Origin of the sequence: Cryobacterium sp. Hb1, assembly GCF_004403585.1 — a bacterium.
GTDB lineage: Bacteria > Actinomycetota > Actinomycetes > Actinomycetales > Microbacteriaceae > Cryobacterium > Cryobacterium lyxosi.
This window is the reverse complement of record NZ_SOHI01000007.1, coordinates 17,925-44,266: the sequence shown is the minus strand read 5'-3', so window position 1 is coordinate 44,266 and position 26,342 is coordinate 17,925. Positions and strand designations below refer to the sequence as shown.

22 protein-coding genes and 1 pseudogene are annotated in these 26,342 nt (G+C 60.8%); 10 read left to right on the top strand and 13 right to left on the bottom strand.

The window, feature by feature from the left end; all coding sequences use genetic code 11:
• Positions 1-55: 55 nt before the first annotated feature.
• The 3 genes from leuS to E3T38_RS01275 all read left to right on the top strand — a co-directional run bounded on the left by leuS (position 56) and on the right by E3T38_RS01275 (position 4,487).
• Positions 56-2,656, top strand: coding sequence for a leucine--tRNA ligase (gene leuS, locus E3T38_RS01285; RefSeq protein ID WP_134545651.1), 2,601 nt, complete (start codon positions 56-58; stop codon positions 2,654-2,656).
• 137 nt (positions 2,657-2,793) lie between these two features.
• Complete coding sequence (locus E3T38_RS01280) at positions 2,794-3,522, top strand: helix-hairpin-helix domain-containing protein (RefSeq protein ID WP_134545650.1); 729 nt, start codon at positions 2,794-2,796, stop codon at positions 3,520-3,522.
• Positions 3,519-4,487: a DUF4131 domain-containing protein gene (locus E3T38_RS01275; protein WP_134545649.1), complete on the top strand. Its 969-nt coding sequence runs from the start codon at positions 3,519-3,521 to the stop codon at positions 4,485-4,487. Before E3T38_RS01280 ends, E3T38_RS01275 begins: the two co-directional genes overlap by 4 nt.
• Positions 4,488-4,831: 344 nt before the next feature.
• On the opposite strand, the gene E3T38_RS01270 is transcribed toward E3T38_RS01275, so the two are convergent.
• The 4 genes from E3T38_RS01270 to E3T38_RS01255 all read right to left on the bottom strand — a co-directional run bounded on the left by E3T38_RS01270 (position 4,832) and on the right by E3T38_RS01255 (position 8,615).
• Positions 4,832-6,025 carry a hypothetical protein gene (locus E3T38_RS01270; RefSeq protein ID WP_134545648.1) on the bottom strand — a complete coding sequence of 398 codons (1,194 nt, stop codon included), beginning with the start codon at positions 6,023-6,025 and terminating at the stop codon, positions 4,832-4,834.
• A gap of 618 nt (positions 6,026-6,643) precedes the next feature.
• Positions 6,644-7,174: a hypothetical protein gene (locus tag E3T38_RS01265; protein ID WP_134545647.1), complete on the bottom strand. Its 531-nt coding sequence runs from the start codon at positions 7,172-7,174 to the stop codon at positions 6,644-6,646.
• Positions 7,175-7,500: 326 nt separating this feature from the next.
• Entirely contained in the window at positions 7,501-7,953 is a 453-nt protein-coding gene (locus E3T38_RS01260; protein ID WP_241984248.1) for a DUF1643 domain-containing protein, read from the bottom strand.
• 80 nt (positions 7,954-8,033) lie between these two features.
• Positions 8,034-8,615 (bottom strand): recombinase family protein, encoded by a 582-nt coding sequence (locus E3T38_RS01255; protein WP_134545645.1) that lies wholly within the window; start codon positions 8,613-8,615, stop codon positions 8,034-8,036.
• 892 nt (positions 8,616-9,507) lie between these two features.
• Between E3T38_RS01255 and E3T38_RS01250 the strand changes: the two genes are divergently transcribed.
• Together E3T38_RS01250 and E3T38_RS16555 are read left to right on the top strand one after the other, a co-directional pair.
• Positions 9,508-10,020: a hypothetical protein gene (locus E3T38_RS01250; protein WP_134545644.1), complete on the top strand. Its 513-nt coding sequence runs from the start codon at positions 9,508-9,510 to the stop codon at positions 10,018-10,020.
• Positions 10,021-10,059: 39 nt separating this feature from the next.
• Positions 10,060-10,329 carry a hypothetical protein gene (locus E3T38_RS16555; protein WP_166805374.1) on the top strand — a complete coding sequence of 90 codons (270 nt, stop codon included), beginning with the start codon at positions 10,060-10,062 and terminating at the stop codon, positions 10,327-10,329.
• Between the two features lie 167 nt (positions 10,330-10,496).
• Here the strand turns inward: E3T38_RS16555 and E3T38_RS17325 are convergent, their stop codons facing one another.
• The 5 genes from E3T38_RS17325 to E3T38_RS01230 all read right to left on the bottom strand — a co-directional run bounded on the left by E3T38_RS17325 (position 10,497) and on the right by E3T38_RS01230 (position 13,744).
• Positions 10,497-10,610 carry a hypothetical protein gene (locus E3T38_RS17325; RefSeq protein ID WP_304560376.1) on the bottom strand — a complete coding sequence of 38 codons (114 nt, stop codon included), beginning with the start codon at positions 10,608-10,610 and terminating at the stop codon, positions 10,497-10,499.
• Positions 10,611-10,617: 7 nt separating this feature from the next.
• The gene (locus tag E3T38_RS01245; protein WP_134545643.1) at positions 10,618-11,034 is read right to left on the bottom strand and encodes a hypothetical protein; all 417 of its coding nucleotides are present in this window, start codon (positions 11,032-11,034) and stop codon (positions 10,618-10,620) included.
• 326 nt (positions 11,035-11,360) lie between these two features.
• Complete coding sequence (locus E3T38_RS01240; protein ID WP_134545642.1) at positions 11,361-12,125, bottom strand: hypothetical protein; 765 nt, start codon at positions 12,123-12,125, stop codon at positions 11,361-11,363.
• 214 nt (positions 12,126-12,339) lie between these two features.
• Positions 12,340-12,810, bottom strand: coding sequence for a hypothetical protein (locus E3T38_RS01235; protein WP_134545641.1), 471 nt, complete (start codon positions 12,808-12,810; stop codon positions 12,340-12,342).
• Positions 12,811-12,898: 88 nt separating this feature from the next.
• Positions 12,899-13,744 (bottom strand): hypothetical protein, encoded by an 846-nt coding sequence (locus tag E3T38_RS01230; protein WP_134545640.1) that lies wholly within the window; start codon positions 13,742-13,744, stop codon positions 12,899-12,901.
• Between the two features lie 558 nt (positions 13,745-14,302).
• Here E3T38_RS01230 and E3T38_RS17390 point away from each other — a divergent pair.
• Entirely contained in the window at positions 14,303-14,464 is a 162-nt protein-coding gene (locus E3T38_RS17390) for a type ISP restriction/modification enzyme (RefSeq protein WP_370448970.1), read from the top strand.
• A 41-nt stretch (positions 14,465-14,505) separates the two neighbouring features.
• Here the strand turns inward: E3T38_RS17390 and E3T38_RS01225 are convergent, their stop codons facing one another.
• The 3 genes from E3T38_RS01225 to E3T38_RS01215 form a co-directional block, all read right to left on the bottom strand.
• Positions 14,506-14,850, bottom strand: coding sequence for a hypothetical protein (locus tag E3T38_RS01225; RefSeq protein ID WP_134545639.1), 345 nt, complete (start codon positions 14,848-14,850; stop codon positions 14,506-14,508).
• 343 nt (positions 14,851-15,193) lie between these two features.
• Entirely contained in the window at positions 15,194-15,481 is a 288-nt protein-coding gene (locus tag E3T38_RS01220) for a hypothetical protein (protein WP_134545638.1), read from the bottom strand.
• A gap of 380 nt (positions 15,482-15,861) precedes the next feature.
• Positions 15,862-16,479: a GNAT family N-acetyltransferase gene (locus E3T38_RS01215; protein ID WP_134545637.1), complete on the bottom strand. Its 618-nt coding sequence runs from the start codon at positions 16,477-16,479 to the stop codon at positions 15,862-15,864.
• A 214-nt stretch (positions 16,480-16,693) separates the two neighbouring features.
• On the opposite strand from E3T38_RS01215, the gene E3T38_RS01210 reads away from it, so the two are divergent.
• From E3T38_RS01210 to E3T38_RS01195, 3 genes and pseudogenes are all read left to right on the top strand, one after another.
• Entirely contained in the window at positions 16,694-17,632 is a 939-nt protein-coding gene (locus tag E3T38_RS01210; protein ID WP_134545636.1) for a hypothetical protein, read from the top strand.
• A gap of 519 nt (positions 17,633-18,151) precedes the next feature.
• Positions 18,152-19,082: pseudogene (locus E3T38_RS01205) on the top strand (integrase core domain-containing protein); the annotation flags it as partial.
• A 4,262-nt stretch (positions 19,083-23,344) separates the two neighbouring features.
• On the top strand, positions 23,345-23,911 hold the full coding sequence (locus tag E3T38_RS01195; RefSeq protein ID WP_134545634.1) for a hypothetical protein: 567 nt from the start codon (positions 23,345-23,347) through the stop codon (positions 23,909-23,911).
• A 694-nt stretch (positions 23,912-24,605) separates the two neighbouring features.
• Here the strand turns inward: E3T38_RS01195 and E3T38_RS16980 are convergent.
• Positions 24,606-25,010 carry a hypothetical protein gene (locus E3T38_RS16980; RefSeq protein ID WP_241984239.1) on the bottom strand — a complete coding sequence of 135 codons (405 nt, stop codon included), beginning with the start codon at positions 25,008-25,010 and terminating at the stop codon, positions 24,606-24,608.
• On the opposite strand from E3T38_RS16980, the gene E3T38_RS01190 reads away from it, so the two are divergent.
• A complete protein-coding gene (locus E3T38_RS01190; RefSeq protein ID WP_370448969.1) occupies positions 24,897-26,246 on the top strand; it encodes a hypothetical protein in 1,350 nt (449 codons plus the stop codon). The genes E3T38_RS16980 and E3T38_RS01190 overlap by 114 nt on opposite strands.
• Positions 26,247-26,342: the final 96 nt, after the last annotated feature.

Here is a 26,342-nt window from a genome sequence, read left to right as displayed (position 1 = left end):
CATCGCGCGTGCGCCCGAGCGAATGCTCCCGCATCGATCATGTACAACCCCTGCAATGAATGAGAGTCACGTGGCACACGAGCATGACAGCGTACGCATTGACGCGCGCGACGAGAGCGACGAAGAAGTGTACGACTTCGCGGCGATCCAGGCGAAGTGGCAACCCATCTGGGAGGAACTCGCCCCGTTCAAGACGAGCGCCGAGGGCGATACCCGCCCGCGCAAGTACGTGCTCGATATGTTCCCCTACCCCTCCGGCGACCTGCACATGGGTCACGCCGAGGTGTACGCGCTCGGCGATGTCGTCGCCCGCTACTGGCGCCACCAGGGCTTCAACGTGCTGCACCCAATCGGCTGGGACTCCTTCGGACTGCCAGCCGAGAACGCCGCCATCAAGCGGGGCATCGACCCGCGCGGTTGGACCTACGACAACATCGCCCAGCAGAAGAAGAGCATGAAGCTCTACGCGACCAGCTTTGACTGGGACCGCGAACTGCACACGAGCGACCCCGAATATTACAAGTGGACCCAGTGGCTGTTCCTGCAGCTGCACAAGAAGGGGCTCGCCTACCGTAAAGACAGCTGGGTCAACTGGGACCCGATCGACCAGACCGTGCTTGCCAACGAACAGGTACTGGCCGACGGCACGAGCGACCGCAGCGGCGCCGTCGTCGTGAAGAAGAAGCTCACCCAGTGGTACTTCAGGATCACCGACTACGCCGACCGCCTGCTGGATGATTTGAACCAGCTCGAGGGCACCTGGCCGGCCAAGGTGCTCAACATGCAGCGCAACTGGATCGGACGCTCCATCGGAGCGGATGTCGACTTCGCTATCGAGGGCCGCACGGAGCGCGTCACCGTGTTCACGACCCGCCCCGACACGCTTTTCGGCGCCACCTTCATGGTCGTGGCGCCAGATTCTGACCTCGCCGCCGAACTCGTCGCCGAGGCCACGCTTGACGTGCAGGAGACGTTCCAGGACTACCTCCTACAGGTGCAGCGCAGCACGGAGATCGAGCGTCAGGCCACCGATCGGCCCAAAACCGGCGTGTTCCTCGGTCGCTACGCGATCAATCCGGTCAACGGCGAACGCCTGCCCGTCTGGGCCGCCGACTATGTGCTCGCCGACTACGGCACCGGCGCGATCATGGCCGTGCCGGCCCACGACCAGCGCGACCTCGACTTCGCCCGCGCCTTCAACCTGCCCGTGCGGGTCGTCGTCGACACCAACTCTCCGGCCACCGGCATGATCCCGGTGATCACCCAGGGCATGCTCGACGGCACCGAAGAGCTGCCAGAACTCGACCCCCTCAGCACCGGCATCGCGCTGGCGGGCGAGGGCCGCCTGATCAATTCGGGCCTCCTCAACGGCCTGAGCAAGATCACCGCCATCAAGCGCATCATCGAGCAACTGACCAACGACGGGCTCGGCCGCTCCGCGAAGAACTATCGCCTGCGCGACTGGCTCGTCTCACGCCAGCGTTACTGGGGCGCTCCAATCCCCATCATCCACGGCGCCGACGGCGCCGAGATTCCGGTGCCTGAAGATCAGCTGCCGGTGTTGCTGCCGCCCGCAGAGGGGCTCGATCTGAAGCCGAGGGGAACTTCGCCCCTGGGCGGAGCGACCGACTGGGTCAATGTGCCGAACCCGATCGACGGCACTCCGGCGACACGCGACGCTGACACCCTGGATACCTTCGTCGACAGCTCCTGGTACTTCCTGCGGTTTTTGAACCCGAGTGATGACACCAAAGCCTTCGACCCGAAGGAGGCCGAGAAATGGGCACCCGTCGACCAGTACGTCGGCGGTGTCGAGCACGCCATCCTGCACCTGCTCTATGCGCGCTTCATCACGAAGTTCCTGTTCGACGAAGGCTACGTGAGCTTCACCGAGCCCTTTACCGCGTTGCTCAATCAGGGCATGGTCATTCTCGACGGTGCCAAGATGAGCAAAAGCCGCGGCAACCTCGTCTACTTCACCGAGGAAGTCGAACGCCACGGTGTCGACGCCGTACGCCTCACAATGGCCTTCGCCGGCCCGCCCGAAGACGACATCGACTGGGCTGACGTGTCCCCGGTCGGCTCGGCCAAGTTCCTCGCCCGCGCCTGGCGCGTCGCACGCGACGTAACCAGCGCGCCCGACGTGGAGTGGAAGACCGGTGACGTCACCCTGCGCCGCGTCACCCACCGCTTCCTCGCGGATGCGCCCGGCCTGGTGGAGTCGTTCAAGTTCAATGTCGTCGTGGCACGCCTGATGGAGCTCGTCAACGCCACCCGCAAGGTCATCGACACCGGTGCCGGGTCAGGGGATGCCGCAGTGCGTGAAGCCGCCGAGGCCACCGCCATGGCGCTGAACCTTTTCGCCCCCTACGCGGCTGAAGACATGTGGCAGCACCTCGGCTACGAGCCGTGCATCGCTCTCGTGCCGTGGCGCAAGGCCGAGCAGACCCTGCTCGTGCAGGAGTCCGTGACGGCGGTCGTGCAGGTCGACGGAAAGATGCGTACCCTGCTCGAAGTTTCGCCGAAAATCTCCAGCGAAGACCTCGAAAAAATGGCGCGGGACGCTGCTGCGGTCATCCGTTCGATCGGTGATCGCGAGATCATCAAGGTGATCGTTCGCGTGCCCAAGCTCGTCTCGTTCGTCACACGCCCGTAGCGCTGCACGAATGAGCAGTCCCGGTCGATCGCGCGCGATCGGCCGGGGTCTTCTCCACAGGTCTGCTCCTGCTGGAGGCATCCACAGATAGGGCAGTGTGCGGCTGGCGGATGCTGTGCCCGGCCTAGCGTGCGAGCATGCAGCCCGATCGTTCCCCGCTCGATCTCGACCGCCTTGCTCCGGCTTCTCGGGGTCGTCCCCGACTCCGGGTCGGCGTCGGAGCGGCCGTCGTGCTGCTACTGCTCGCCCTCGTTGTCGCCGTCATCGTGTCCGCCGTCGGCCAGCAGGCCGGGCAGCGCACGGTCGGGTCCGAAGCGTCGATCGCCTCGGGCAGCAGCGCGACATTAGAACCGTTCGACGCAGGTGCGGGTGCGAGCGCCGCGCCCGGCCAGGCGATTGCGGCCGCCGCCGATGTCACCATCTTTGTGCACGTTCTCGGAGCTATCGCACGGCCCGGGCTGTTTCAACTATCTGACGGCGATCGGGTCATGGACGCGATTGCTGCTGCCGGTGGTTTGACGGCGGAGGCCGATCCTGCAGGCGTGAATCTGGCGCGCCTCCTCAGTGATGGCGAGCAGTTCTATGTACCCCGGCAGGGCGAAGTGCCACCGGAACTCCCCGCGGCGGTCGGCGGATCGGCGGTCGGCGGCACTGGGGGAGCTAACGCGAAAGCGCCCAAGGTCAACCTCAATACGGCCACCGTAGCCGACCTGGACTCCCTGCCTCGGATCGGCCCGACCATGGCCCAGCGCATCCTGGACTATCGCACGAAGAACGGCCGGTTTACGAGCATCGACGGGCTGCGTGACGTCGCCGGGATCGGCGATAAAACCTTCGAGGCGCTCAAAGACTTCATCACGGTATGAGCCTCGATCTGCGGCTTGCGTTGCCGGCACTGGCCGTGTGGCTGACCGCCGGCCTGCTGATCGGCGCGCCCGACGGGGCCGGCGCCGTCGCTGTGACGCTGTGGCTGGTAGCCGGCGGCTGTATCGGCATACTGATGATCGGCCGAATGGCGCGGCGCATCGAGTGGCCGACAGCGCCGAGATCCAGGCGCTGGCAGACAGTGTGCGCCAGCGTGCTGCTCTGCTGCGCCGGCGCGGCGCTCGCAGCCACCGCCGTCGCCGCGTGGGCGCCGGTTCGGCTGCCGCCCGAGGTGCGCGATGCCGCCGGGTCGCACGCGCCGGTCACCGCGACACTCACTATCTGGTCGGTTCCGGTTGCAGCCAAAGCCTTCATCGGCAGCGGAACCTCGGGACGGGTACGGTACAAGGCCACCCTGACCCAGATCGACAGCCGCGGCACGACCGCGCACGTGTCGAGCCCGGTCGTGGTGTTCACCGAAGCAGCCAGGGGAGGAACCGAACCAGAAATCGGGTCAATCCTCCAGGTGCGCGGCACGCTGCGCATGACTGAGTCCGGTGATGCCGCGGTCGCCCTGTTATTCACTACCGAAACGGCGCATGGTGTTGCGGCGCCCCCGTGGTGGTTGCAGTGGGCCAACGAGCTGCGAGCCAAGTTTGCTACGGCTGCGACGAGCCTCGCTGGCGACGGGGGTGACCTGCTGCCCGGACTGGCCATCGGTGACACGAGCGCAGTCAGCCCCACGCTTGATGCCGCTATGAAGACCAGCTCTCTTAGCCACCTGACCGCGGTATCCGAAGACACTGCAAAGTTGAGGGATGGGTCTGAATACTCTAAGAATTGGTGCTCTATCGACAGCCCATGGGCGTACGCGCTGCTGGAGTTACTGGACCGATTAGAACCGGTCAGGATACGATGGCGGTCGCGATCCTGCGGATGGACTCCTCGGACTCCGGATGGAGGGTAGTGAGCAAAAGTCGTCTATCCTCGTCCTCGACAGACGGCCGTCCGCGGATCCGACTCGTTTGCATGCTGCTTCTAAGCCCAGCTTTGTGCTGCGCACAATGTCACGACGGGGGTTTTCGGTGACCGCGAACGCCGGGTCCACTAGGAGGATACGCCCCGGCGGGTAAATTCATTGGGAGCACGAATCAGCATCAGTAGAAGGTCGTATGACTTCGTCATCGGCTAGGCGTAGAGCGCTAGGATCCAACAGATCGGGCATGTCCGTCACTTGGCTAGTAACCGCACGAGACTATTCTTGGCTCCGGGCTCGCTGCCGTTGAGCCGCCAGCAAACACCCTCCTCGCATCAGCGTGACGAGACGAATTCGCCGATCGACTCGAGCAGCGCCCGTTCCGTCTGCGCCTTGAGGAATCGCACCTGTCCAGAGGGGCGACTCGGCACGTCGGCGCCCAGCTCATAACACTCCGGGTCATATAAGTCATCCACGAGTACGAGTTGAATGTCCTTGAGAGCCCATACAAACGGCTGGTCGCCGCGGAACTGATCCGGAACGGAGAACGTTGAGTAGAGCAGGATCTCTCGTTCCTCGGCAGTCGGTTCGATCCCGCGCCCGACGAGAGCCTGGAGTCTGTCGCGGTTGGTTTTGGAAGCAAGCCGCGCGGCAGCATCCTGACGGCGGCCTAGGGCCAACGGCTCATTATCTGTGGAGGACGAGTAGCCCGTCCAGATCTCATTCAGGATTTCCGCGTATGTTTCCGCTTCGTATCTCTTCCCACCATGAATCTTGAAACGGAGCGTTTCGGAGGGGTACTCAACTTGATGCGCAGTGACATCGACCGCGAGCACATCGTCTCCGGAGTTATCGTCGCGCAGAAAGGACTTCGGACGCCTCCGGCGCAGCGCGCGACGATCTTCAGCCGCAGCATCGCCGAGATCCAGGAAAGCGGAGACTGCTTGGATGAGTATCAGCTCGGCAGAGTCATAGAAGCCCGCCACAGTTTCCGCCCCCGGGGGACCTTCCGGCGCGAGTCCTGGGTGCTTCCCGCTTGCGAACTGCTGTGCCACGAGTTTCACGTACTCGCCGGAGCCGCCATGCATTGATGATTCGTCGGCCAAGCGGTACCCAGTCCAAGGATTTGAATCGTCGCGATCGGGCACGAGAAGGAAGTACGGGAGCTTCCACGCTCGATTCGCGTAGGTGTTGATCCATTGCGTTAGTCGATCGATCTCGGCCCGGTCCCAGACGCTACTACCCATAGAGCGCGCCCCACGGATGGATGCGTTGAGGACTTGGCCCGCACCCATGATCCGATAAGCAGTCTCGTTGACCCGCCCTTCCTGTTGCACTCCCGGATCCGCGAAGGGGTTAAGCGAACCGCCGTAAGGAAACGCACGCTCCGGCCATTCAGCCGCGTCGCGCTTCCAGAACGGGTATAGCGCACCTTCCATAGCGCCGTGAGTGGAGATCAGATTTGACAGCGACTCGCGAACTGCCCGCAGCTCGTCCTTCAGCCGAGATTTCCGTTCTTCTTCGAGCACGCGGAAAGTCGCCCAGATTGCGATTAGGACCGCGGCTACTGTGAATATCGCAGAAATGGACTGCCAGATTCCGCCCTGATTAGTCACCCATGTGTCAAACCAAGAGTCTGCGTGCGTGGCGTAGAAAATCATGTTCCCCCAGTATTTTTTCCGCCAACGGCGATTGAACTGCAAAGATGCCCTAAAAGGGCCTCTTTGAATGATATCGAGCGCTCATTTTGTCTCGACGCCGGGGAATAGGCACCGGTGAAGCGGCGAGACAAATCTTTGCGATCTGTGATGAGTATCGCATCTCGAAGGCTATACGAGGAACAAGCCCGATCGAGGCGCGTCGCTGTCGGTGGTTGCAGTGGCTGACGACGTTATTCTTGCGGAGTTAGCTCTTCATTAATCAGTAATGAACTCGATGGTAGGCGCGGCGTGCGGGCGCATGATCAGACGATGCTGATAGCCCATTTCGTTCGAAAGCTTGGATGCGCAGCCAGCCCGCTGTCAGCTCTGGTGGGTTCCGGTGAAGTCAGACATGTCCGTGCTCGGGCAGACAAGGTCAAGCGAGTTTGTCTGTCGGAGGCCACGATCCGAGCTGGTTCAGGTTGTGGCTTGAACCTAGCCATCTTCCTACTGCAGAGCAGATACCCACCCGATGAACTGAGCCGGCGAGGTGTAGTGAACCATGCCGTCGCGGTAGGTATATGCCGACGTGTAGTCCAACGACGGGAATCGGACTGCCGTCGGCCCAGATTCAACGTATCCAGCGGCCAAGAGATCCAACTTCAACGACTCCCACCCTGCATCGTCACGTGACCAATTCGCGTAGTCGGCGATGAGGTCTGTCTGAGGTGCTCCCCAGCGGCACCGCAGGCCATCCTCGCCAACCAAAGTGTCGACGGCTTCCATCTGTTCGGCGCCGCGAAATGTGAGGCCGTCATTTTCAAACTGCACGAGTAGATCGCCCGCGAACGCGGTTTCACACGAGATCGGGTCTGGGGGCGGAGTTGGTCCTGGAGACGGCGTGACGGTGACTGTCACGGTCGGCGTGGGTACTGGAGCTGCTGCTTCTGGTGCCTCTGACGCGCCACAGCCGGTCAGCAGTAGTGCCAAGCAGGCCGCCAGTGCGGCTGCTCTGGACAGCGACCCCCAAGAACTCATTGTCACAACCTATCGGGCCTCAGCGTGCGCGGAGACTTCATCTACTCCCGAGCGGGTCAACGACGGTGTGGACTCCATGTAGCGGGCAGCCAGCCAGCGAACGTCGTGCGTGTGAAGGATCGGGTGCACGACCCACTGCGACGCGCCAACCATCGACTAACGTTCGCCTTCGAATGGGTCCACAACGCTGTGTAGGCCGTGCTTCGCGCACACGAACGCGATCCGGAAACCACCTTCGGTCTCGAACGGCTCGGGCGGGCAATCGGCCCCGCATGCCGCGCAGGTGCGGTATTCCTGGTTGTCTAGCATCGAGTCACGGTCACTCCCTATGTCAGGTATGCCTTGGGGCCGAGCATCGGCAGGTAGCTGCCCTGCGGGTTCGGATGTCGAGGGTTTCCGTCCTTCGTCGGCAGGTCCAGGGTGAAGACCCGCACGCCGAGCCCGGCCAAAATCGGTAGAACCGTGAGCTTCGCCTGCCGAAGCGTGGCGTGGGGAAGGTTCCCCCACGCGCCTAGGACCTCGGTCACACCAAATCGCGTGAGAACTTGAGTTATGGCGATCACATTAGCGGCTGAGAGCGCTGGGTTGAAAACGGAGAGTGCGCTCGGCTTGGGGGAACGCTCTGGATAGAGATTTAACATGATCCACCCCGCGTAGCCGTGGTCTTCACTCGCCTTAATGAGCCTGTTGATCGTCTTGTCGGACTGGTCCTCACGGGCGTGAGAAGGGTTCATGCAGATCGCTATAAGCGGGGAACTCTTGGGCGTTGCACGGGCCACGTTGCCCAGAGCAAATCTGTGGCTGCCTTGGCCAGGGTTTGGAACCCAGAGGTCGGGCTCGTGTCCGGTCGGGTATGCGATCACGATGCGACCGCCTCAGTCGTCGCGGCCTCCGCGGTGAGCACGGCGTGTACTGATCCGACCGACACGTTGAGCACTCGCGCGATGACGCGGATGGACTCGCCCTTCTCTCGCCGCGCGAGGATGACCGCGCGTTTGTCGTCGTCGATCACTCGGGGACGCCCGCCGACCTTGCCGCGCTTGCGAGCGGCATCGAGGCCGTTCTTGGTCTTCCTGCTGATGTCGCGCCGGCGGTCCTCTGCAAGCGCTAGCGCGAGGTCAAGAATGAGAGAACGCTCGGTGTGCTCGCCGACAGCTATCCCCTCCAACGCTTTCACTGACACTCCGCGCTCAAACAGGTCTGTGAGCACGATGAGCCCCTCCATGAGGTTGCGACCGAGCCGGTCTACTTCTTGGACTGTGAGCATGTCACCTGGCCGCAGGTAGTCGAGCGCCGCAGTGAGGCCGGGACGGTTGGCTACAGAGAGCTTGCCGCTGACCTTTTCCTCGAACACCTTCACGCAGATCGGATCGAGCGCGTCGTGCTGCCGCGCTGTCTCCTGACCCTTCGTGCTCACGCGCACGAGTCCAACGAATGCCAATGCGGAGTCCTTTCGTTCAAAAAACCTGTTCAGGAAGCACTCTCCAACCTAACGGTTCTTGAACGGGATATTGAACGGTGATCGCGGCGGTTTGCCCACGTGTCCACAATCGACTCACTGTTCCTAGAAACGACCGTTTGTTGAACGGTCGCTTCGAAGACTCCGACGGCAGAATCGCACGGATAGCGGTGTGTTAACGAACGCATGCACTCAGCGGCTCACCTCGCAAGGGAAACCTTTTTTGGCGGGGGGATGCCCAACCGAGATCGCGGTAGTGCGGACGCGCTACCGATGGCATTTGCCCAAGGATGTTCGTCAAGGTGCTGCGTGTGAGATTGGGTCGCGGTTCACGTGTGGGGTGCGGTGTCTGTCTTGGAACGTTACGCGCCTGCACCTGCACCTGCACCTGCGCTCAACTCCACCGAATCGGCTCGCGGAGGGGCGATCTGCTGATCGCCCCAGCGACCAGCCTGCTGATCGACACGCTTGCCGAATGAGAGCAGACGCTGGGCGATGACTCGCTCGTTCGGTTGTTTGTCGGTCACCCGGTCAGCCTGCGGGGAAGGGTCATGACACGCAGTCAAGCGCGGTGATCGCGCCCTTCTGCTACTGGTCTGGAGTTCGACGAGCTTTAGCGCATCTATCCCTACAATGGGGCGGTAGAGGTGTTTTTACAGCTTCTTGTCCGGAACCAGTCTCATTGTCAATGCCTCACGCCGAGAATCAGTTCACGTCTTCGGGTTCTCTAAGAGTCATTCAGGTAGAGCCTCCGATTTCAGCTGTGATCGGTGCTCACGGCCGAGAGAGACGCTGCCGAACAATTGTCAGATTTTCATTTTTCTCAAAAGGGGTAGGTATCAAGAAACTAGGCGTTTGGCTTGTCGTTTGTCTCATGGCACTTTCAGTGACCGGTGTGGCTGGCGCGGTATTCCTTGACTACCTCTTACCGGAATGGATGTCGGCCCACCCGCTTACCGCTGGCGTTATCTCGGGAACGATCGGGCTACCGCTAACCACGCTGATCGCGCTCTTCCTTGTTGACTATTTTGTCGAACGCGCCGAATCCTCCCGGCGAGAACCGTTGATCAAGTTTCTCCGGGCCGCCGTTATCCACGATGCAGTATCTGTCCTCAGCTACCTCGCCCCTCGCAAGGTAGGATCCGGAGACCGGTTCGAAACGATGATGTCCGGCATTCGGCACGCCTTTGTTGAGTCAATTGCGTTCGATGTCCGGCAGCAGGTGACGTCGAAGGAGCTTCCGCTGGCATTGCCCGATGGATGGGTGCCGTTTCCTTTATCCGTGTGGAAAGACGGCAACAGCGGATCTCCAGAAATGAGCTCCAAGCCGCAAACGGTGGAAGCCCTCGCCCGAAAAACTGCTGCGTTGAAATCACACTTGCAATAGCTTTCTGAAGCCGAGGGCGACGTCGACCTCCTGCACTTCATGCACATCTTTGAGGCAGATTGCTTACAGTGGGTGGCTTTCTACATTGAGAAAGCACGTAATCCCGAAGGCTTCCGAAGCCGAGAAAATCAGACGCTTGGCATCGAGTTTCGCTGGGCAGGGGCAGAACTGATTGCTGGGTTGCTTGTGCACATCGGTGAGATTGAGGTTACGGAAGCCTACCGACGAGACTGGGTTCGAAATCCGAGGTCGTTGGACGACTTCTGGGTGAACGCAGACACCGGCAGCGTGGGCGCCTACCCGAAGTGACAGAAGTCAAAGGGTGCAGCCGGGGCGCTCTGCTATGCCACTCGGTCAGGCAGGACAGATCCGACTTGCTGAAAGTCGCTCAAAGACACAGGGGCTTTTCAATAGGCCACCCCTCACGCGAGCGAGTGCGCGGCAGACACAGTACGGCGCACTCTCGACGACGATCGCTAAGCCTCTTCGATAGAAATCACCAGACCCAGCGCGGTAGTCACCTTGGCTAGCGTTGCCGTGGAGACATCGTCGCCACGTTCAATGCGGGCAATCGTCGGCCGTGAAACCACTGCGTGATCACCTAATTCGTTTTGTCACCAACCGTGCTTGGCCCTTGCCTGCTATGTCGAACGCGTCGGAAAACGCTTGCGACAGATCCTCGGGGTCGAAGCTGTCAGCTGAGTACGGCCCTGTTTGGGCCAGAGTGGGGCTCAACGCGTCTGTGAGCGCCTGATGGAAGATGCGGGTTGTCGCAACGGCCGCGCGCATCATGTCGGCGTCGCTAATCCGCGACTGGGGACCCGCGTGCCAGTCTTCAATCACGCTATTGCGCCAACAGCGGTGGGTTAGCGCTGCTGGGGCGTAGCGAAGTAGTAGTGCGGTGTCGTCTGGGTGCATGTGCGCTGCCGACAGCGCTTCGCGAAGTTGAATTTCGGAGAATGTTGAACGCACGTCATTTTCCTCTTTCCACACGTCGGAGGATTGGCTCTTCAAGGGGCTCTTGCAAGCAAGCTATCGCCTCTCGCAGTGCACTTTCGTCGATTCGGCTCGACACCTTGCGGCTCTTGCAGCGAAGTCGTGACCCCAGACCGTCGGCACTAAAGGGCACGCCCTCGGCGTACCGGATTGCCGGCTGTCAGTTCCCGGAACTGCTGCGCTTACTCAACATTCCGCTTGTTTTATGGTGCGCTTCCCGCTGCACTGTTCCATGAGAGTGCTATCTCGTTCCACAGCCGTGAACCGACAAGTCTTGCGAAGGGAGTGTAAGACGCGTTGGCAGCTCGAAATTCCTGTAAACTCCGCGCCGAAAAGTCGTGCGGTTACTGATTCGTTTTGAGTTTTTTGTCTTCCAAAGCGTCAAGATAATCTGAGAGTTTTCCCTCCTCAAACGCTAACTCCTGAGGTTTTGTGTACTCCTCGAAGTCGAAAGCGCTTACCGTGGCAATTGAGAAGAGACTGGAATCAGCAGAGACGAAATTGGGCGCCTCTGGTTTTCGCTGCGCGATCTGCTTGTCCAGATAAACAAAAAGAATGACCCCTCCCATCATCATGCGGTACAGGTTCAGGCCCTCCTGGCGATCGTCTTTGGGGGCGCGATAAGCCCACACCCCTTGATCGCCGTCGAACCGCATCGGTCGCAAGACGAAGAGCCCTAAGCCAAGCGGAATACCTCTTTGCTCGTTGTATAAAAATTCCCGAAGTGCATGTTGGTAAGCTCCGAGCCGAATGCGACCGTGTTCGGGTGTAGTGAGCGAATACTTGTAGAGAATGCCAGCGCAGAAACGCAACAGTTTTGGGATATCTGCATCTGGAACCGGGACCAGCTCACCGACCTTGCGCGGCGTTTCCTCACGAAACTTGCGAAAGAACTTCAGGGCATAGTTTTCGTAGTCTCCGAGAACCCCGTCACATTTGTGGCAAAGAATGGTTCTATCGATGAGCCCGGATTGAGTCTTCTCGAACGTGTGCGCGTTGGTAACCCCCGCTGCGTGCGTAGGACCATCTTGGACCTCTACGCAGAACGCCCGCGGGATGAGGTGGGATCGGATAGTTCCGTGTGCGCCACAATTGTTGCAAGTCGACATCGACGAAACCCCATCCGTTTTTGAAGCTCGGGTCGCAATCCGACGATCGTGACCGATTCCTCAGCTTAGCTCTGCGTGAAATTCTCTTTGAATCTGACAGCGGCGGCCTTGGGTGGCTTACTCATGCCCAGCCCTGCTGCTGGCGCAGCACGCAAACTGCCTGAGCTCAGCGGGCGTCAAACAGATTTCTCTGGATTCAACACTCCTCGTGCCCTCATCGAAGCGCCGCGTAGGCCGTTTTCAGTCGATCTGTGGCGTCTATGCCGAGCGAACGAGCCTTCCCCATCCGTAGCCGATACCCACCGCTGGCAGCGATGACAGCGTTCGCCTCTAATTCGGCTCGTGTCAGTTCTCGAGCGAATAGAATTTCGGCGGTGTCCCGGTCCATTGACACAACGACCGCGAGGTCAAACTCGAAGTCCGCGAACTGCCAGAAGCGAGTGTCTCCACGTGGCAGCGATCGCACCTTCACCTGAATCGTTCGTTCGTCCGGCAGTAGAACATCAACCGACTTGCTCGTCGGGGGAGCCAACACTCCCTCGTAGGCGTCAGCAACGATCCGCTCCATCAACTCGCCCTCTGTGGAGGTTGCAGTCCTTGTGTGGCCGCGTGCTTTGAGTTCCGCACTGATGGCACCGCGCAGCGCGAGCAAATCGCCGAGCGAGATTGTTGATAGGTCACGCATGCTGTTCACCCGATACAGGATAACGAGTACATCCGCCCAGGACCCGTGCGGGTTAGTGGGTCCAGGTGTCGTCAGTGCCGGTGCGCCGTTAGCGTTCCCTAGCGCGTGACAAGTCCAGGTCTGCGCGCACTTGGGTGAGCTGCTGCTCAAGAGAGTCCCGGACGTCGGTGACACGCTGGTCGGCGTATGAATGTTCGCGCACGGCCTCTGCCATGGCGCCGTCACGTTCGCTGATGGCGGTGGCCAAGCGTCCGCTGAGGACCAGCGCTTCTGTCCGCGCCGCCTCGCGCTCCATGCGAACACCTTCGAGCACGTCGCGGATGCGAGCTGCATCCGTCTCGGCTCGCTCGGCTCGTGTCGACTCGGCGTCCGCGTGAACTCGCGCGTTCCGCGCGGTTGCCAGAGCCTCTTCCCTGGCTGCGGCGGCCTCTGTGACGAGATCTCGAGCTTCAGTGAGCTGAGTGTTCAAACTGACGTTCTTGTCGCTCAGGGCGGCGACCTGGTCCGCCAGGACAGCGATCTCCGCAGCGGCTCGCTCGTAGGTTTCACTCGCGACCGCGAGGTCGCCCTCCAGAGTTCCCGCGCGCTGCTTCAGTTCAGCGATGACGGCGCGGAGTTCGTCAGCCAGAGCAGCGGATTCCTCACCTGCTGCGTCTGCTTCAGCGCGCTCGGCCTCGGCCTTGCGTGTGGCGACCTCGGCCCGGTTGGCTCGGGCTGCGGCGGACGTGACCTGCTCGGCAGCGTCGGAGGTGATGGCTTCGATCTGCGCTTCGGCTGCATCGGGATCCGCCACCGTGCGCATTTCGCCGACTCGGGCAGCGAGCTGCTGTTGCATGTGCTCGAACATCCCAGGGACCTGAGCATGCAATGCGCTGGCACGCTGACGTGCGGCATCGACGGGCAGCTTGGCCTCTTCGACTGTTTGGTCCGCCATGTCGGCCTCCGCGCGACGAGCGCGCCATGCGGCGGCGCGGTTGTGCGCGGGGTCGGTGCAATAGCTGGCGGGCCTCCCGGCACCAGGCGTTGTCTCGATGGGCCCCTCGCAGCCGAGGAACCCGCAGGTGCGCGCGTCGGTGATCTCAGGGGTGCTCAAGGTCGTAACGCAACATCAGTACGCAGTACGCAGTACGCAGTACGCAGTACGCAGTACGCAGTACGCAAACGAAATACGAAATTCTGTTGCGAAACGAAATGTGCAGGCATTTCCCAGAGCGCCACCCGCGCAGCAGGGGTACGGTGCCGCTATGCCCACGGACGACCTCGGAGCACCACCCAACTGCGAGCACTGCCTAATTCCTATGCACATCGCCGGCACCGCTGGTACGCCGTACTGGCGTTGCCCGTCCTGCAACCTCGTGACCTTGGTCTAGCGGCAGCGCGACCGCGCACGGCATATCGTCCATACGCCGGCAACGGACCGCGAGGAGTGGCACCGCTGCGTGGCGAACAGGTGCGGCGCGCGTGAGCTGACTACAACTCAGACTTGAAGAAGATGTTGCCGCGAATTCCGAAGCTGATGAACTCAGAGTCCTTCATCGTCTTCTGTGACGCAGGACGGCGACTTTCCGAGTTGCATTTGAACTACGAATCAGTGCCCCGTATCCGTTGGAGATCGCCACCCAGGATTGATCGGGCACGACAAAGCCCCGCCTGAGCTATGGCTCGGCGGGGCTTTGTCGATGGTGTGCGGGACTCCTACAGCTGGCGACGAAGAGCGTCCAGCAGGGTTTGCAGCTCGCTGACCTTCTCCTGGATCTCGGCGAGACTGGCACGCGGATCCACGGCGTCTCGTGCTTTCTGCTCGACGGTGTTGGTGACGGCCCAGCGACGAGGCGCGTTCAGGCGCTCGACGGTTCCATCTGCGATGAGAGGTGCGTAGCCGCTGCGGACGGTCTGGACACCACTGACGTTGAAGACGTCACAGACTTCAGCGACGGTCGGCATGAGGGCACCGGGGCCGCGATGCGTAGCTTCTTCTCGCAGCCAGATTTCGATCTTCGCGTAGATGGGGGTCTTGGTCATCTGGTAATTCGCGGGCATGTTGTGCTCCTTGAGTGGTGTGGTTGAACCGGCGTCAGCTGATATCCCAACAGTAGTGCACACTAGTGATAAATGCGCACACTTATTGCAAATCGATCAACAGTTTGCGCGATCGGCTCAGTCCTGGCCGGAAAAGAAAGCGCAACCGGCGTGACCCGGCAGGGCGTTCTCGGCGAGGCTTTAGGAGCCGTCCGACCGCTTCGGTGAGCGAAGTTCGCCGTTCGTAATGACGACGTCGACCTCGGCGGACTCAGCGAGCCTCTCGTCGAGACGGAGCTGGTAGCGGTCGTGGCGGACCTGGTTGATAGCTCCGATGACCCCGTGTCGCGGTGCCCGCTGAGCGTCAGGGAGCTTCTAGGGTGAGAGCTTCGATGGCCTCAGCCCAGGCGTCCTTCTCGATCGCTTCCTCGAAGGTTGGAGCGGCGACTTGCGGGGCAGGGCTGTCGTTCTTGCGCGCGTCAAACAGGCGTACGGCACACAAGGAAGTCGCCGGTTCTATCAGGAAGTCCAGACGCAAGTGGTGGCCGTCGATCGACCCGAGCGCGATAGCGCTGAAGGGGCCGGCGGGCTGCGACAAGGACAAGACGAACTCGGCGCCGATCTGTGCCAGCTGAGCGATAATCAGATCCACGAGCGGCTGCGTGCCAAGCCTCGTCAATGCTCGTGATCGCAACTTCGTCTGAGGTGGCGGATCCTCGGTGCCCATGGGCCTGCGGGCAGCTGAAGCGTGCTCGGCCGTGCACCTGAGCTGCGATTGCGGGGTATCGCACCCAGGCCCGCACGGCACGCGGCTCAGCGGGCACCTTTACGGTTTGGTCGCCGAGTTCAGGGCGAGTAAGGCTGATTGGGCGAACGGTGAACTCACCGGCGCTCTGAGGTTCAACCTGTTCAAGGGAGTCGGCACGCACCGGTTGCAGGTGCAGGCCGTCAGCATGTCTAGTGTCCGGGACCATAGATCAGGATCCCGAATCGACCAGAATGCAGAAAGATCGAGCAGAGTAGGCGAAGCTCTTACAGCGACTTCAGCCTAGAAGCAGGAAGTAGCCCGGACCGCACAGACCCTGGGGCGCTGGTGAGGTACTTCACAAAGAAGCGGTCACCTGGTCCAGGCTCGAACGTGAGCATCACTTTTTCGCCCGTGACGCGCCGCGCAGGGCTGTGAGTGCCAATGCTCTCTCCGTCGTCGGCAAGAACACAGCCCAGCCTGTTCCAGAAGGAAACCGAGTTTGGAACGCTCTGGCCGTACAGGAGTGCGACGCCGGCAAGTGCCCCGACTGCTGCGACTTCGGAAACCAAGGCAGTCCCTCGGCCTTCACCCCGGAACTGTGGAGCGATCGCCAGTGCATTGATGCACCACCACGGCTCCGCTATTCCATGGTCGGTGTACATCGCGTCATCTGCCCAAATGAATCCGATCAGCGGCCCATTGGGGCCACCGTCACGAAGCACGAGTGTGCAATTGCCCCGCACCTGCTCACCGCGACCGAACCGGTTGAATTTCGTCCACCCTGCCTCCGCATGTAATGCGGTCATCGAGGGCAGTTCAACCCTTGCGAGAGCGGCGATCTCGGGCACATCGGTCAGACTGGCAGATGCCCAGTAATCTCCGTCGCTGTTTTCGGTGCTCATGGCCACCAACCTATCGTCACCTGGTCCGTGGAAGATCGGTGCGGAAATGGTATTGACCCGATTCAACCCGGCCGGTGGCGAGGCCGCTGACGTTGGTGGACTAGCCTCTGACCCACACCATAACGGACATTATGGTGTGGATTTTTGCGTCGTCAGGGGATCCTCGCATCGGCCCTAAAGTAGGTGTTCTCTGCACCGATGCTCAGCTCGATGATTGGACGCCATGCTCCGCCTCTTACCCCGACGTTGCCGGCTCCATGGCCAGCGTCATTGGACTGCCCGTGATCGCGAGGCCTGCCGTCAGGCGCATCTCGACAAACGGCAAGCGGACATCGAAAGGAAGACGAAGCAGCAGAGCGTCCCCCGTGAGCCTGCATACAGGCGCGAAGAACGTAAATGGAAGGAGAGGCGCCGAGCCGCAGCAATTGCTGCCCACGTTGGTGTGCCATCAACGATCCACGAGGAGATGGTCGTAGATCGGAATGGCGAACGCCAGCTCTTCTCTCTCTTCCCGAAGGAACTCGACGTCGTGGGAGTCCTCACCTCCCTTGACGTCTTCCCGGCAAACAAGCTGCTGCGCAACGGCATGAGCCTCAATGACGATGGCGGCTTGTTGCTCGACGGCTACCCGTACGAGACTCAGCAAACCTTAGTGGATGCCGCAGTCGACCTCTTCTTTCGCCTCGACACCGCACTCGACCTGGACGAGCCGATTCGGCTGTACCGAGGGCTCGGCCTGTTCGTCAGTCCGAACCAGTTCGACCCTGACGTGGCTGGACTGAGCGCGTACCTGCATCACGGCACACCATGGGACCCGGTGCTCCGAGATCTCGGATTCGGCTTCGCCTGCACAAACCCGAAGGAAGCGCTGCGCTTCGGTCGTGCCCAGCAAGGATCGTCGGCGACTCTTCAGGTGCTGTTCGAGCTGGAGGCAGACCGGGGCCTGTGTATTCCGAAGGCCTCGGCCCGGAGTCGGAACTTGTTCCAGAGCGTCTACGACATCGAAGTAATCAAAATCGCAAATGCGCAAGTCATCTTCCCCCCTGGCACCGAATGGGAGATCGTCGAGGCCCCCGAGAAGTCGGAGCACATTGTCATCGTGGGCGGCAAGCAGCTTCAGGTCCCGCTGGTGCGCATGAAGCAGGTGGCGTGACCTGACCAGGTCTGGTGTCCATCGACACGAGCGCTGTCGGGCGCGTCTTGTTACCAGCAAGGCGCACCGCCATCCGCATCTTCTGCCCGCCGGCCGAGATCGGAAGCCTTTTCCACTCTCTTGCCCCTTCGGTGTCCGGAGCCCAGGTGCTGCGAGGTCCTATGGCATTGGACTCAGCGAACCCGCCAGGCGTGCAACCGACGCGCCACCCATGCTCTGGCGCCCGCTCGGAGAATCGCAGCGAACCCGTGCACCCTGGCACCTTGGACTTTGATTGCAATGAGCGCGAGCGGGCCAAGAGGGAAAGCGCTCGGCGAGTAGCGCTTGATGGTAGCGCCGGTCCGGCGAGTTGGTGTGTTATCTCGTGACATCGTGGACACTAACTTCCATCATTTCGCGGACGTTGGGTCTCATGGCTTCGTGTGTCCTGTCTCAGTGCATCGTGGACACACGATCTCATGACATCGTGGACACCCTGTCTCACAGCATCGGAGACACGTATGACGGGGATAGTCAAGGATGTCGAATTCTCTTTCACCCCAGACTCGTGCCGCGATCATGAACTACGACCCGACCCAGCCTCACGCGCTATCGATTATCACGTTCTGCCGTTCCCTGAAGATTTCTCGGAGCGCTTTCTACAAGATCCGTGATCGAGCTGTCCACGAAGCGGCTGCTGCGCTGCACCCCCGATCCCGCGCCCCGAACGTCCCGGCCCGACGCTATGGGCAGGTGGTCGTGAATGAAGTGGTGAAGATCCGCAAACAGCTCAAGGCTGATGGCTGGGACTATGGCCTGCGTTCGATCTACTACGAAGCGGCCCTGGACGACGGGTTCCCCGGAGGGAAGGTCCCGTCGGTGGCGACGATTGCGCGTCTTCTGGCCAGCGTGGGGCAGGTGGACGCGTCACCGAAAAAGCGGCCGAAGTCGTCCTATATCCCGTTCGTGCGCGCGACGGTGATGTCGCTGTGGCAAATGGACGCGTTCGAGTACCGCCTGGCCGGCGAGCAGACCGTCACGGTGTATCAACTGCTCGACGATGCCAGCCGTTACGACGTGGGCTCCGACGCGTATTCATGTCATGAGAACAGCACGGACGCCAAGGACGTGCTCGAACGGGCTATTGCCGCATGCGGGGCACCCCGGGAAGTGCTCTCGGATTACTCGCTGGCGTTCAATCAGTTGCGGGCCGGCACGATCGGGTCCGTGGAGATCTTTCTGGCTTCGAAAGGGACCAGGCCGATCAGTGGGCTGCCGGGCAAGCCGACCACCCAGGGCAAGAACGAGCGCTCTCACCAGACGCTGATCCGTTTCCTCGACGCCGACCGGCCGGCCACTGGAGCATCTCCGTGGCCGGGTCCAGCGATTCCGGGAGCACTACAACAAACGCCGACCGCATCAGGCCCTTGAACAAGCGACGCCGCGGGCGGCGTGGGACTTGCTCAAGCACAAGGTTGAGCCATTCATCGCGGACGCCTGGTTCGTGCCAGAGGAGACTACGTCGTGCTCGAATCATTTCCGCTCTCAGCGTGCGGCCCCTGAGATTGGCGTCTGAAAAAATCTTTGCTGCCGACGGTTTCGGAAATGATTTCGTCGACGCGGTCGCCGAAATCGTGGGCGTCCATTGTCGTAATCTTCGCCGCTCAACGCGGTGAAGAGCTCGTTGAGGGCGACGCACCAGGGTCGGACCACGACACGCTTCCGCAGCTATGTTCATGCGAACGCGAGGCCACAACGCACCAGCACCGAATGTCGACGGCCACGAAAAAGTGCCCACACGCGGCCAACAGGACGTCAGCTTGTTTGCTTTGTATGGCCATGAGGGCTGCCCGCTGGTGGCCAGCCAAATCACGGAGATCTACCAGCGATGAGACAGCGGAGACGGCGTTGACCTCACGGGTGTGGACCGAACTAAACAAGCTCATCACAGCCAGGCCAGGACACACTATGGCACTGCTGACGCACCTCTGAATGCCGCCTTACGATTCGGAGCATGGCCCCTCGGTAGTAAAGCGGGCCGGCTGAAAGAGCCGGCCTTTTCGCCTGTCCGGCACTGTCCGACGTGCGTTTGGGCGGAACAGTCGACGGCTGGGCAGAAGTGAAGCACCTGCCCGCAGACGGCCACCTTCTGTTGGCCATATACGGGCTTAGCCGTGGCCGCGTGTGAGCATTTCTTCATGACAACTGACAACCGAAGTCAAGGTTGATCGTGGCATTGTGAATTCACCCTATATCTCTGATCCTCCTTAGGTTTCATCGCCTGGTCTTGCTGTCGCCCTAGTACCGATCAGGATTTTCTCGATTTGCTGAAACCCGGTCGGTATAGACCTTGGCGGCGCACAGGAGGAGATGGGTGCCGTCTCGCGCTACGCGGTTCGATCGCGAGGTGCTATTCGCATTCCTGCGACGCGTCGACGGTGGTGACGTTTTCGGCGAGTGCATGGGTAGGGCGGCTTGGCCTCGCGGTGCACTTAGGGCGGAGCCTAGTGCTGCGCCCGCTTCCAACTCCGGGTCCTGCGAGTCCACTCGCGTAGAGTCTGCATCTACTTGTGGCCGAGGAAGCAGCTTTTCCGCTTCTCGTCACGGTTAGAAACCGTGGATCTCGCCGGCATCCGAGGGGGAGTGCAGCGGAGGATCGGTGTCGGCAGCAGGCACCCGCCAATCCCCTGTGGGGGTTGGGAGGGCAAGGAGCGCAGCGACGCAGATAAGGACCCGATGAGCGTAGCGAAATCGGGCAAGACCGGAGCGAAGCGGAGGGCGCAGTAACTGTCGGCTGTGCCGACCACCATGCGAGATTTTCATGGAGCGTAGCGGAATGGAAAACGAAGCGTGGTGCTATTTGACCTTATGCTCTTTCCCTTCTCCTCACGCATTCGGAGCTTCAGCGGAGAATCGTGGTCATATCTGCACGTATATCAGCGAAACATGATGGTTCCACACCCTCTGTCTCCATCCCCGTCGACGTAGGAGACAGCACTAGGGGATGGAGACAGTGACATCATGTTGCGTTGGAAAGGCGGGGTTTGGCTGTCACCGGCTTTTCTGGGGCCTTGGCACCAGGGTGACAGCCATTGAGCGTAGCGATGCAGAGCGCGTTTCACCCTTTGTCACCATGCGCGTTTCACCCTGCCGTGGCCGCGGGCACGCGGCTACCTTTGCCTCATTACCGGCGCAGGGGATCGACGCAGCGCAGCGGAGACGGTCGCCTCTCGTGTGGCTTCTTACGCCCGTATCCGAGCTCGTCTCGGGCACCCTGTTGCTGCTTCTCTTGTGCTCGCTACTGGCCTCGTAGAGGAGCTGCTGCTGCTTCTCAGCAACGACCTCAGCAACAACACCAGTCACCAGACCTCGTCACCAGATTCAGCGCAGGCTTGCCACCTGTGCCTGCTGCGCTGAGTAAAAAGAGAGCTGCTCCCGCAGCGGCCACAGGGCTGTTTCAGAGCCAGCTTCAACGCTGTCCCAATACAGCTTCAACACCGTTTCAGAGCCAGTCCAGGATCCGCTCCGGAAGGCGCTGTCACTTCGCCAACCCTTGCTGCCAGCACAGTCGCTGGCCCGGTTCTCTGCCCAGTGGGATTGGTAAGTTCAGGCAGTTTTGCCGCTTTTGCAAAACTGACTGAACTTAGGAATTCCAGTCATCCGCTTATGCCCTCTCGGACCTTCAGAGGCTCCAGAATCGGCGCATGCGTCGAATCTGGATTGCGCGTCCATGCCGACGGGGCGTAGCCCCGGGACGGCTTGCAGCTCATCAGTTCAGCCCACTCAGCTCCTGCTGACTGCTGAGCTGCATCCTGACCTGATTCAGCACGTGTATCTACACCGGCTCATTCCGACGGTCACCTGGGGAAAGACCGTCGTCGTTCAAGAAGTCTCTTCGAAGGGGGCGAGGCGCGGCCCGTCAGTTTTGGCGATCTCTGTGCCTGGGGGTCCTGATATTCACTGCCAGGCCGTATCGATGTAGCGTTTTCTTGGTCGGAGTAGGCCGGGCTGAAAGCACATGCATGCTGGAACGCAGAGACGGCAGCCGGCCAGCGACGGACCAAGAAGTAGCGTAAGCGATACTGCCCGAGGGCCCCGATCGCTTAAGTACGCGCCTTGCTCCCGCCCACTGTTGCTTCGTGATAACTCCTGCGTGATCCGGCGGGCAACAGCCGGGAATTTGTGGCTCATCTGTGGGTTTTCTCTGGCCACATAATGACCAGCTCATGACCACTTATCGCCCTGCTTCTGGCTTGGCCAGTTGTGCTTTGGGCGCGTAGTGACCGGGGCTTGACCGCTTATGGCCCGATATATGGTCACTATCGGGCCATGAGGTCACGCACGAGCTCCAGTTCGAGAAATCCAGCCCGGTGACGACCGGAATGAGCTGCTGCGGGCAAGTACTGACCAGCTTCTGACCACATTCTGGTCTGTTGCTGGCCACGGTCTGTCTGGTACCGTCGACTTGGAAACACAATGGGCGCGCACGGGCCATAGCCTGGCCAGTCTTTGACCACATAGCGGCCGGGGCGGCGGCGCGCTTATTCAGCGCTCTTCAGCGTGAGCGCGTAGCGACCAGCAACTGACCAGTTGCTGGTCAGTTGCTGGTCGGCACGTTGACGCCGTGTTTTATGCCGGCTCGTGTTTTTCTGTGCCTGTTTCCTTCGGACTGAGAAGAAGAAGCTCACATCGTTCAAGAAGTCTCTTCGAAGGGGGCGAGGCGCGGCCCGTCAGTTTTGGCGATCTCTGTGGCTGGGGGTCCTGCTCACCGATAGGTGTATCTGCGCTGAGCAAACCACCCGAGGTGCGTTCCAGCGGGGGGAGCGCCCGGCAGAGGAACGGAGGCACGAAGAGACGAAAGCCGAGGCGACGGGGGACGCTGGTAAGCGTCCTCGGGTGGTTTGCATAAGGATCCCGATCGCGTAATTACGCACCTTGCTCCCGCCCACTGTCACATCGTGATCATTCCTGCGTGATCCGGCTGGTTACAGCCGGGACTCTGTGGTGTATTTGTGAGCGCGTGGTGGTCAGAGACCATCAGAGCTCGGCGCCGCGGTCACCAGCAGGTGATTAGTCCGTGGAGACCTGGGTGAGTTCTCGCGCACAGGCCGGCCGCTTACACAAAGCGGTCCCAGCATCCGAGCGACGGACGGGGATGTCATCGTTGAGCACGATGTGCGACGAGCATGCAGCCAATGCAACGTCTACTGAGCTGGGTCGATGCAGAGCGTAGGCAGAATGGCCGGGCCGACTGTGCCAGCTCGCATCTCGCGGATAGACCATGTCGTCCGTCATTTCTTCACCTTATTCTGCGTCTCGCATAAATCCATCGCTATAAGCCCCATAGTAGTCGCTCCGCGATTAGTTTGGCGCGGCACTGCGCTGATTGTAAGGCAGATTCTCGGTTTCTTATGGCTGATCGAACAGAGTGCGCTCGGCATAAGAGCAGCAGCGCGAAGCGGTGCATTCTGTTCTTGGATAGTAGGTGGTATTTCTTGGTCACGCTCAGCGACCCGTTTAGGGGGCGCTGAATCTGTGGCTAATTAGAGCATTGTTCAGTGCAATATCGAAGCGAGTGCTATAAGCGAAGCGCTGCACGAGCTTCTGTGAGATAGGCAATAGAAAAAGAATCACCCTCGATGCAGCTAATGCTGCGCCACAGGCACGATATTCGTGATTAACTTAAGCCAACGCTCCGGGAAACACCTACGAGCACGACAGTTCGGGGTGCGCATGACTTTTGATTCATTTGCTGAGGGAACGTTTCTTTTTCCGCCGGAGGAATACCCCGACGCGGCGGCTTATTTGCAATTCTGGAACACCGTGCCCATTTCTGATGGGGTCTTGGCGAACATATCGGCCGCACGTGCTGAGCTGTTACGGAAGCGGTCAATCGCCACCGGTGTTTCGTGGGGTCAGACCTACGACGCCAAGAACGCCCTCGAGCTTCATCACAAGAACCCACGCCGTGAAGCGATCGCTGATGCGGCTCGCGCTGTGGCGTACGAAGCCCATATGACTGAGTGGTGGGGAGACACCCCCAAGGAGATAGACCCGTCGTTTGCCCGGCGCGTTGCTCGCACCGGTCAGATGTATTGGTACCGGACTTGTCTCAGTGAAGAAGATCAGCTCGAGGTCGAGAAGACGACGGTGTACATGGGCGGCAAGGACCTCACGCTTGGACGGGCGTGCGGGCGCTATCTTCTCAATGAGATTCGCGCCAGTTTCCGAGAGCCCGCCACCACGATGGCCGAGCTTTTGGACGATGTGCGCGTCGAGATTCAGCGGCTTCAGGTTTAGCCTCTCTCAGCCTGAAAGAATGAAACGCCCGCCCATCTGGGCGGGCGTTTCGTATGTGTCTGAACGTGTGTTCCTGTGAGATCACGCGAACTACTGCACACGGGAGAAAAAGAAGCGCCCCCGACGCAGCAGATGCTGCACCAGGGGCGCGTATCGGTCTAGCTAGCCAGTCAGGACAGACCTAGAGCTGGCAGCTGTTCGTATTCGTCTGGGCGAGCACACTGTCGTTCGAGTTGTCTGGCCTGAAACATCGGGCGCCAGCTCGGGGAAGCGTTTGTACCTGGCGGCGCACGAGCCGCTCGGTTGACGCCCGCTTGCTTGGCAGCGGCCGTGCGGGTCGTCTCTGGCGTTTCCGCGATTTTGTTGACGTTGCTACCCCTGACGGGCGTCGACCCGGAAATGCATCTGGGCGCGCGAAGTGACCAGCTGCCGACCATATTCTAGCCATTTGCTAGCCAGTCCCCTGGCGAGAGACCGAGCTGCAGAATCTGTGGGCGTGGAGTGAACAGGGATGGATCAGTTCCTGACTAAACAGTGGTCAATTCGGCGTCGCGCTGTTCCGAGGCTCTTTGGCGTAGGCGCTATGTGACCAATCCCTGAATAGCCGCTGGTCAGTTTCCGGCCAGCATTTTTTTGCTGGCAGCGCAGTTGTGATGTCGGTGCACTTCGGTAGCCTGCACGTATGGCCCACATATCAGGCGTTCTTGCGGATTTCCAGAACGGTGAGACGCGTCTCGTCTACGGGCGCCGTCTTGTTGCTGACGACCTCTTTCTGCTCCCTGATGGTGAAGCGAAAGAGTTGCGGGCCTGGGCGAAGGAGGAACTTTGTTGCCCTGTTCGCGATTGCCCTAGTCCGGCGATCACCACAGTCAGCCGGAGCCGGGGTCGAGATGGCTTCAAACACTACGGCGGCGGTGACGACGTCGGCAGCCATGCGTCCGAGAGTCTGTTCCATATGCAGGCGTGCGAGCGCATCGCTGTTTGGTTGCGTGGGCTGTATCCAAGCTTCACGGTGCAGAAGGAAGAGATCGCCGGCGATCGCCGAGCTGACGTGATGATCACAGCGTCGGACGGAAGCCGCATGGCCTTTGAGATTCAATACTCAGCGCTTACTCCGGCCCAGTGGCAGGAGCGCCACGACTCGTATCGGTCCATGGGCATCGTCGATGTGTGGCTGTTCGGTCACCACGGTGCACAGCTGCGAGGTGCACAGCTGCGACAGGTTCACGCACGCACCGTGGTCGGCAGAGCGGCTGATCGTCTTGCGAGTGACAACCTCGTGATCATCAACCCGACTCATACCGCGGTCATCGATGCCGGTCTGCCTCTGCTCTGGTTCAATCCTGTGACCGCGCAGATCGGCACCGCCGTCGAGCAGGTCGTTCTAGACGAGCGTCAGTTTGAGATACCCGCCACAGGCACACCGGGTCAGTTCAACGTCGAGGATCTGTCGCGCCTGAAGTTATGCCTAGCGGGCGTGACCAGCGATCGGCTTCAGCTGTTGGAGAAGAATCGGGCCGAGATGGAAGCGCAAAGGCTGGAACTACACGCCGCACAGAGACTCTCTCAAGCCGAAGAGGAAGCATCCCGTGCTGCGGCGCGGCGAGTCATGATGGCTGCGGATGCGGTCATCGCTGCGGACAAGCAGGCGGCCGTGGATCGAGTGCTATCTCGTCGGGCGGCCATGGACGCCCAGGCGCTCCTGCTTGAGCCGGCGTGGTTCACCTCGGATCTCCGGGCGCGGATCCTCGACGAGTTCGATGGTCACTGGCCAGGCATCCTGGACGTAGTCACGACAGGAGAGCCGGGGCTCCCGTTCCCGCGGCAGCAGTGGCAAGCGACATTGTTTGCGCAATTCATCGAGGGTCGGCCCATTCTCTCTGGGCTGTCATCTGGCGAATGCGCTACGCATTTGGCAGCTCAAGGTCTACACGAGTCCGAGATTAAAGCCATAATTCGTGAGTGGATGGATGAACTCGTGGCTAAGGGGTATCTGCTCTGCGTGAAGGTCAAGAAGAAGCGTTACTCAATAGGCGGGGGCCGGGTGCGCTACACAACCGCGAGTAAGGGAACGCCGAAGGCTCAACGTGCCTCCGATGCGCATTCAAGGGCGGTCAGGGAAAATGCAGCGCTAGCAGCATCCGTGCGGTCCGCATCAGGAAACCTCACGGAAAGTGTGCGTCGTTCTGAGCACCGTTCGTATGTTGCTCCTATGCCGCTTTTGGTCGATCCCATTCGCCCGGGTGTCGCACTGTGCCGTGATTGCGCCCGTCCTCTGGCCGCCATGTTCGTTGCACGGGGCTATCACTTGATGTGCGGGCCAGATCGGCGATAGTGGAAGTGCAAGTCCGGCGCTTTAGTGGGACACAGGCACGAACGTCAGCCTTATGTGCCTCTCGTTCTCACTCGGCTCGGTGCGGCGGGCGCAGAG